Here is a 7290-nt window from a genome sequence, read left to right as displayed (position 1 = left end):
CCTGCCGGGCCGCCTGCTCCGCGGCGGCATGCACCGCCCGGTGCAGGCTCGGCGCGTCGAGGCCGCCGCTCTGCCAGCGGTAGAGGAAGTCGGCTCCCTGGCTGGAATAGCAGCCGACGTCCGGGGCGATCACCGTGGTGCCCAGATCGTGGGCGGCCTCCATCCAGCCGGAATGCGTGCCGAACCGGTAGGGCAGCAGCGAGGTGTGCAGCCCGGAGAGGTAGTCGAAGAGCTCGGCGTCGGTGTAGAAGTCATGGACCTTCAGATCCACCAGCTCCGGGTCCTGACGCTGCAGCCAGCCGACCAGCTCGGCGTCGTGCCGTGCGCCGGACGTCTCGAAGACATCGCGGTGCAGATCCACCTGCAGCACTGCGCGCGGAATCTCGCGCAGCGCCTCGATCGCCGCCGCGAGCACCTCCACGCCGACCATATTGGCCCGCAGGCTCTTCAGGTGGATGCCGAGTCGGAACTCGTCGCTGCGCCGCCGTGGCTTCTCCGTATAACCTCCGATCAGGTCCAGGTCGACCACATGTGGGTGCGGGATCACCTGTGCCTTCACGCCCCAGCGTCGCGCGATCTCCTCGGCGGCCTGCTCGCTGAGCGTGATCACCACCCGGGCCCGGGCGAAGATCACCTCCAGCTGTGAATCATGCAGCGTCGGATCCTCGTGGTGCGGGTTCCACAGATCATGCGCCGTGTAGACCAGCGGCCTGCCCCGGGCGTCGAGCGCATCGAAGACCTCATGCAGCTGCTCCGGGGTCTGCGCGTCGAAGCCGAAATGGATATGCATCAGGTCGAACTCGTGCGCCTTGATCCAGGCCGCGTCCAACATCGCCGGGGGCCACCAGGGAGCACCCGTGGGCGGGTTCTCGCTCGGCGAGGGCGGATCCGGCAGCCTGTGCACCGGGGCTGGCGGGCCGTGCCCAGCGGCGTGCCCAGCGCCGTGTCCAGCCTCGAGGCCAGTCGCGAGGTCAGGATCCGGCGGGTGTCCCAGGTGACGTATGTAGACGTGGGATGCCGGCACCGAGGCCACCCGGATGCTCACGCCGGGCCCCCAGCCGCGTGCTGCGCTGATCGCCGGGCATCTCCGGTCGCGACCCAGTCCGCACCCTCATGCCGGACCAGACCCAGGCGTTCGAACTCCTGCAGCCAGCCCTCCATCGGCCAGTGCCCCCACCGCTGCGCGAAGAGCGCACCGTTGCGCAGGATGTCGCTGAGGTGCTCCACCGGCGGTCGCGAGACCGGGTGATGCTGATGAAAGGCACGAGCGCCGCCCACCCAGGTCAGCTCGATCCCGTGGGACCTGGCGCGCCAGGAGAAATCGGTGTCCTCAGCCCCGTAGCCGGTATAGGCCTCATCGAAGCCTCCGATCTTCTCCCACACCTCCCGGCGCACCGCGAAGGACAGCGACCAGAACAACGCATGCTCTCCGTGGGTGCGGATCTCCCCGGGCGCCGGTGCCGGCCGGGCCGGGTGCGGGGCAGCCCATTGGGTGAGCTCCTGGGCCGAGGCGGCGTCGAGCGTCTCCCCGGGAAGCTCCGGCAGATACGCCACCGGCCCGCAGAGCAGATCCGCCGGCCGCAGCCGCGAGGCGTCGAGATAGGCGCTGATCAACCCGGGGTCCGGGATGCAGTCCACGTCCAGGAAGATCAGCAGATCCTCGGGGCGGTTGAGATGCTCCAGGGCGCGGGAGGCTCCGGCGTTGCGGGCCGCGGCCAGGGGCAGCCGCCCGTCGCTGCGCCGGAGCTCCAACACCTCGGTGGGCAGCGCAGCATCGGTGCCGGCGGGCTGGCACGGCGCCAGCCGCGGAAGGATCTCGGGGTCATCCATGGCGACCACCACATGCGTGATCGGAGCCTGATCACTGAGCGCGAGCGCGGCGCGCTGACGACGCAGATGGACGCTGCGCCCGTGCACCGCAGTGATCACGACGGCGCGCGGATCGGTCTGCTCGAACCGGCCGGTCTGGCCTGGCGGGCTGGTCTGGCTTGACTGGTGGGAGGGTGTCGACGGGCCTGGTCGGGTCATCGGGTCACCTCGGTGCGGCGGGCCGGGGCCGGCGTCTGCAGGGTCGGCATCGAGGCGAGCAGCTCGGCGAACCGTTCGGCCGCCGCGCCGTCGCACCAGCTGGCCCAGTCCGCGCCGTCGAGGCTCAAGGCTCGTGCCACGGCCTGATCCCAGCCGGCCTCGTCGGCGGGATCGGGGGTGCGCAGCGCCGGCCAGGGGCCCCGGTCCAGAGCGTCGAGCATATGGGTCTGTTCCCGGTGCGGGCGGTCCAGCGCGGTGACCAGCGCGGGGGTCCGGCTGGCGGCGACCTCGGCGATGGAGTTCTGGCCGGCCGCGGTGAGCACCAGGTCCGCGCGGCTCAGCAACGGCCAGGGGTCATCCGCCCAGGCGGACTCGCCGCCCAGGATTCTCAGCCGCGCCTGCGGCAGGATCCGGCGCAGCTGTCCGATGGCAGCCTCGCTGACGGCGCCGCCGCCGCCTCCGCTGAGCACCAGGATCTCGAGCTGCCGGTCCGCGCTCTCGGGTGTGCCGGGCTGGTCTGGCCTAGGAGATTCCGGAGGTTCTGGAGGTTCCGGGGAGAAGCGGGAGAGCCCGCCCAGCGCATGGACCTCCGGTGCCCCGGCGAAGATCTCGGTGGCCTGCGCGGGCCACATCCCCACCACGGCGGCGGAAATCTCGTAGCCGAGCCGGTGCGCAGGGTCCGTGCGGTCTCCTGGCAGCGCCACGGTGACCACCGGGATCCCATGGAGTCGGGCCAGCAGCGCGATCTCCACCGAGACGTCCGATACGAGCAGCTCGGGGGCAGCCTGATCGATCCAGGTCGAGAGTTCTGCGCTGCGTCGGCGCAGTCCGGGGTGGTGCACCGGTGTCCAGTGCAGGGCGCCGGACGCGGTGGGGTCACGGAATCCGCCGTCCAGCGCGGTGTCATCGCGTTCCAGCTGGACCCAGCCGGCTCCGGTCGGCCAGTCCGCGGGGTGGGGCAGCGAGGAGAGCCCGGTGATCTGGACCCCCCGCAGCGCGGCGGCCTGGGCCACCGCGGTGGCCCGGTGCAGGTGTCCGCGGCCCTGGTGGTGGATGTACCAGCCGATCATCGGGCTGAGGCGGTGGACCGGGTGGCGGGTTCCATGGCCATCTGGGTGTAGAGCCGCTCGTAGTCGTCGACCATGCGTTCCAGTGAGAGATCGCCCTCGGCGCGCCGGCGCACCAGGGTGCGATCACAGCGAGCGGCCCGCGCGATCGCCTCGGCGAGGGCGGCCACGGAGCCGTCGGCGGCGAGAGCGCCGGAGTCGTCGGTGACGATCTCGACCAGCCCGCCGCGCGGGAACGCCGCCACGGGGGTTCCGCAGGACATCGCTTCCGCGGCGACCAGGCCGTAGGGCTCGTCCCACTGGGAGCTCACCACGGCCACCGCGGAGGAGCCGACCAGCTCGACCAGCTCGGTGTGGCGAAGATGCCCCAGGTAGACCGCGTCATCGCCGAGCCGGGGCTGCACCTGTGCCTCGAAGTAGCTGCGGTCCAGGATGGGTCCCGCGAGGGCGATGCTGCGACCGGCGGCGCGCGCGGCGTCGATGGCCAGGTGTGGGGCCTTCTCGGGCACCATGCGTCCGGTCCAGACACAGTCGTTGCCCCCGGGCCCCGGATGCCATACCTCGGTATCGATGCCATTGGGGATCACGCTGGCCGTCACGGAGCCCGCCCAGGCCTTGGCGGTGGCCGAGCTCACCGCGGTGAACACCGAGGAGGGTGCTGCGTAGCTCATCGCCGATTCCAGCCAGGGGGTCGGGGGAGTATGCAGGGTGGTGAGCACCGGCATCGGCACCAGCGCCGAGAGGGCCACCGGGAGGTGATGCAGAGAATTGTTGTGGATCACGTCGAAGTCTTGGGACTCGGCCAGGCGCAGCATCAGACCCAGGTAGGCGTGATGCTGCTGCATCCAGTCCACCGGCATCGCGCCGACGTCAGAGCGGGCGGCGGCCGTGAGCTCCAGACGCTCGGGCAGGAGCATCTGAGCGCCCAGCTCCGGGTCGCTGCCGCCTGCGGCGAACAGGGTCACCGAATGACCTCTGCTGATGAGCTTCTTGGCCACCGTGTGTGTAAAAGCCTCGAGCCCTCCGGCGAAGGGTTCCCGGATGGGAAACTGGCTCGAGGCGATGATGCATATGCGCAACCGCACCCCTAGTTCACAGGGCGAGACGCAGCCCCCCGGCGCCGGTCATCGAGACCGGCAGGCACCTCGCAGAAGAATGTCTTCAGAGGCCCGGCGCACCCGTGTGGGCCAGACTCCTAGAGGCACTGTACACGCGGTGTCGGGGAGGCGGATTCAGGTCCGTCAGTCCGCCACGGGCATGAGGCGTGCGCCCGGCAGGCCGAAGGGCTCGCCGTCGAACTCCACGAGCTGGCCACGCTTGATCTGGGCACCGCGGCGGGTCTCCACCTCGCCGTCGACCCGGACGCCGGAGGAGTCGATCACCTCGCGGGCGATCGCGCCGTTCTCGACCACGCCGGCGAGCTTCAACAGCTGACCCAGACGGATGGACTCATCGCGGATCGGGACCTCAGACACTTCTTGGCTCATGGGCCGATTCTGTCATGCCGCTGCGGTGAAACGTGGGGGAGGGCTCTGGATAAGGTGAGGCTCATGAGTTCTGCCGATTCCGCAGCGGCCCCCCGCTCCCCGCTGGTCTGGGTCTTCCTGCTGCTGCTGATGCTCGCCTCGGGTGCGGCGATCCCGGCGCAGGGCCGTGTCAATGCCGCGCTGACCAACGAGATCGGCGACCCGGTCCTCGCGGCGACCATCAGCTTCAGCGTGGGCACCGTCATCCTGCTGCTGGTGACCTTCGGCACCGGTCGCGGACGGCGGGCGCTCGGCCGGGTCGCCCCGGCGGTCCGCGAGGGGCGGATCCGTTGGTGGTACTTCCTGGCCGGCTGCGTGGGCGCCTACTTCGTGCTCACCCAGACGCTGAGCATCGGGCTCATCGGTGTCGCCGTGTTCACCGTGGCGGTGGTCACCGGGCAGACGCTGGGCGGCCTGCTCTGGGATCGGATCGGGCTGGGGCCCGCCGGGCGGATGCGGCTGAACCCGTTCCGCGTCGGCGGTGCTGCGCTGACCGTGCTGGCGGTGCTCTGGGCGGTCTCGCCGCAGCTGGCCGCCTCCGGGCAGGGACCCGCCTGGCTGGCCCTGGTGCTGCTGCCGCTCTCCGGCGGCTTCCTGCAGGCGGCGCAGCAGGCGATCAATGGCCGGCATTCGGCGGCGTATCGGTCCCCGGCGCCGGGGACGCTGTTCAACTTCCTGGCGGGAACGCTGTTCCTGCTGCTGGTCTGGGCCGGCAAGGCGGTGGTCAGCGGGGTGGATCCGGCGCTGTCACTGACCTGGTGGCACTACCTGGGCGGCCCCCTGGGGATCATCTTCATCGCCCTGGGTGCGCTGCTGGTCACCCGGGTCGGGGTGCTGATCGCCGCGATGGGCATGATCGCCGGGCAGCTGCTGGGTTCGCTGCTGCTCGATGTGCTGCTGCCCACCCCCGGTTCGCTGGTGACCACCGCGACCGTGCTGGGCACCGGGCTGACCCTGCTCGCGGTGGTCTTGGCCTCGCTGCCCGACATCCTGCGCGGCCGCCCCGGGCCGAGGGCCCGAGCCTGAGGACCGCTCGCTGAGGGGCTGGGACTCGGGCTGGGGCTCGGGCTGAGACGGGGACTGGGGCTGGGGTCCGGCCACCGAGTCGTATTCGGGCCCGGTGCCTGCGCGCGATAAGCTGGCGCAATCTGTGTTCATCCCCGTTCTACCTGAGGTGTATCTGCCACATGGCCAAAGAGACCGCACTCGACAAAGTCATCTCCCTGGCGAAGCGCCGCGGCTTCGTGTTCCAGTCGGGAGAGATCTACGGCGGAACCCGCTCTGCCTGGGACTACGGACCCCTCGGGACGGAGCTCAAGGAGAACATCAAGGCCGAGTGGTGGCAGACCTTCATCCGCGGTCGCGGCGACATGGTCGGCCTGGACTCCGCGATCATCCTGCCCCAGGCCGTCTGGCACGCCTCGGGTCACGTCAAGACGTTCTCCGACCCGCTGGTCGAGTCGCTGCACACCCACCGCCGCTACCGCGCCGATCACCTGATCGAGGCCTATGAGGCCAAGCACGGCCACCCGCCGGAGAACGGCCTCGCCGACATCCGCGACCCCGAGACCGGCCAGCCCGGCAAGTGGACCGAGCCGCAGCAGTTCTCCGGCCTGATGAAGACCTTCCTGGGTCCGGTGGATGACCAGGAGGGCCTGCACTACATGCGCCCCGAGACCGCCCAGGGCATCTTCGTGAACTTCAACAACGTGGTGACCTCGGCCCGGAAGAAGCCGCCGTTCGGCATCGGTCAGATCGGCAAGGCCTTCCGCAACGAGATCACCCCCGGCAACTTCATCTTCCGGACCCGCGAATTCGAGCAGATGGAGATCGAGTACTTCACCCACCCGGATGAGGCCGACGAGTGGTTCAAGCACTGGGTCGACGCCTGCTACAACTGGTTCATCGATCTGGGTCTGAACCCGGAGAACCTGCGCAAGTTCGACGTGCCCGAGGACGACCGGGCGCACTACTCCGCCGGCACCATCGACCTGGAGTACCGCTTCGACTTCGCCGGCTCCGCCTGGGGCGAGCTGATGGGCGTGGCCAACCGCACCGACTATGACCTGAACTCCCATACCGAGGCCTCCGGCGCGAAGCTGCAGTACTTCGACCAGGCCAGCGGCACCCGCTACACCCCGTACGTGATCGAGCCCTCCTTCGGCCTGACCCGCGCCATGATGGCGTTCCTGGTCGATGCCTACACCGAGGACGAGGCACCGAACACCAAGGGTGGGGTGGACACCCGCACCGTGCTCAAGCTGCACCCGAAGCTGGCCCCGGTGAAGGCCGCGGTGCTTCCGCTCTCGAAGAAGCCCGAGCTGGCCGGGGTCTCCCAGGACCTGGCCCAGACGCTGCGCCAGCACTGGAACATCGACTTCGACGATTCCGGGGCCATCGGGCGCCGCTACCGTCGCCAGGACGAGATCGGCACCCCGTTCTGCATCACCGTGGACTTCGACACCCTGGAGGACCAGGCGGTCACCATCCGGGACCGCGATGAGATGACCCAGGAACGGGTCTCCCTGGACAAGGTCCAGTCCTACCTGGCGGTGAAGCTGCTGGGCTGAGTCGGCGGCAGGGCGGCGCAGGCTTTGTCAGGGCGCGGGTGCGGGACTACCATGGCTTGTTTGGTCTGAACGACATCTACTGCTCTCGTCTAAGGAATT

7 protein-coding genes are annotated in these 7290 nt (G+C 69.8%); 2 read left to right on the top strand and 5 right to left on the bottom strand.

The window, feature by feature from the left end; all coding sequences use genetic code 11:
- From I2487_RS02020 to I2487_RS02000, 5 genes are all read right to left on the bottom strand, one after another.
- Positions 1 to 1045 (bottom strand): glycosyltransferase (locus I2487_RS02020; protein ID WP_207173000.1); only part of this gene is annotated, 1045 nt, incomplete at its 3' end.
- Positions 1042 to 2028: a glycosyltransferase family 2 protein gene (locus I2487_RS02015; RefSeq protein ID WP_207170522.1), complete on the bottom strand. Its 987-nt coding sequence runs from the start codon at positions 2026 to 2028 to the stop codon at positions 1042 to 1044. The genes I2487_RS02015 and I2487_RS02020, both read right to left, overlap by 4 nt.
- Positions 2025 to 3098 carry a hypothetical protein gene (locus tag I2487_RS02010; RefSeq protein WP_207170523.1) on the bottom strand — a complete coding sequence of 358 codons (1074 nt, stop codon included), beginning with the start codon at positions 3096 to 3098 and terminating at the stop codon, positions 2025 to 2027. Before I2487_RS02010 ends, I2487_RS02015 begins: the two co-directional genes overlap by 4 nt.
- Entirely contained in the window at positions 3095 to 4180 is a 1086-nt protein-coding gene (locus I2487_RS02005) for a glycosyltransferase (RefSeq protein WP_345941301.1), read from the bottom strand. Before I2487_RS02005 ends, I2487_RS02010 begins: the two co-directional genes overlap by 4 nt.
- Positions 4181 to 4336: 156 nt before the next feature.
- Positions 4337 to 4582, bottom strand: coding sequence for an RNA-binding S4 domain-containing protein (locus I2487_RS02000; protein WP_207170524.1), 246 nt, complete (start codon positions 4580 to 4582; stop codon positions 4337 to 4339).
- A gap of 63 nt (positions 4583 to 4645) precedes the next feature.
- Between I2487_RS02000 and I2487_RS01995 the strand changes: the two genes are divergently transcribed.
- Positions 4646 to 5647 carry a DMT family transporter gene (locus I2487_RS01995; RefSeq protein WP_207170525.1) on the top strand — a complete coding sequence of 334 codons (1002 nt, stop codon included), beginning with the start codon at positions 4646 to 4648 and terminating at the stop codon, positions 5645 to 5647.
- A gap of 161 nt (positions 5648 to 5808) precedes the next feature.
- The gene (locus I2487_RS01990; protein ID WP_207170526.1) at positions 5809 to 7191 is read left to right on the top strand and encodes a glycine--tRNA ligase; all 1383 of its coding nucleotides are present in this window, start codon (positions 5809 to 5811) and stop codon (positions 7189 to 7191) included.
- Positions 7192 to 7290 lie beyond the last annotated feature (99 nt).

Source organism: Nesterenkonia sp. E16_10, from assembly GCF_017347085.1.
Lineage (GTDB): Bacteria > Actinomycetota > Actinomycetes > Actinomycetales > Micrococcaceae > Nesterenkonia.
The sequence above is the reverse complement of the archived record's forward strand: the minus strand, read 5'-3'. Positions and strand labels throughout refer to the sequence as shown.

Excerpts from the sequence above, each read along its gene's own strand:
- I2487_RS01995 (WP_207170525.1), top strand. The coding sequence starts at position 4,646 with ATGAGTTCTGCCGATTCCGCAGCGGCCCCCCGCTCCCCGCTGGTCTGG.
- I2487_RS02015 (WP_207170522.1), bottom strand. The coding sequence starts at position 2,028 with ATGACCCGACCAGGCCCGTCGACACCCTCCCACCAGTCAAGCCAGACC.
- I2487_RS01990 (WP_207170526.1), top strand. The coding sequence starts at position 5,809 with ATGGCCAAAGAGACCGCACTCGACAAAGTCATCTCCCTGGCGAAGCGC.
- I2487_RS02000 (WP_207170524.1), bottom strand. The coding sequence starts at position 4,582 with ATGAGCCAAGAAGTGTCTGAGGTCCCGATCCGCGATGAGTCCATCCGT.
- I2487_RS02010 (WP_207170523.1), bottom strand. The coding sequence starts at position 3,098 with ATGATCGGCTGGTACATCCACCACCAGGGCCGCGGACACCTGCACCGG.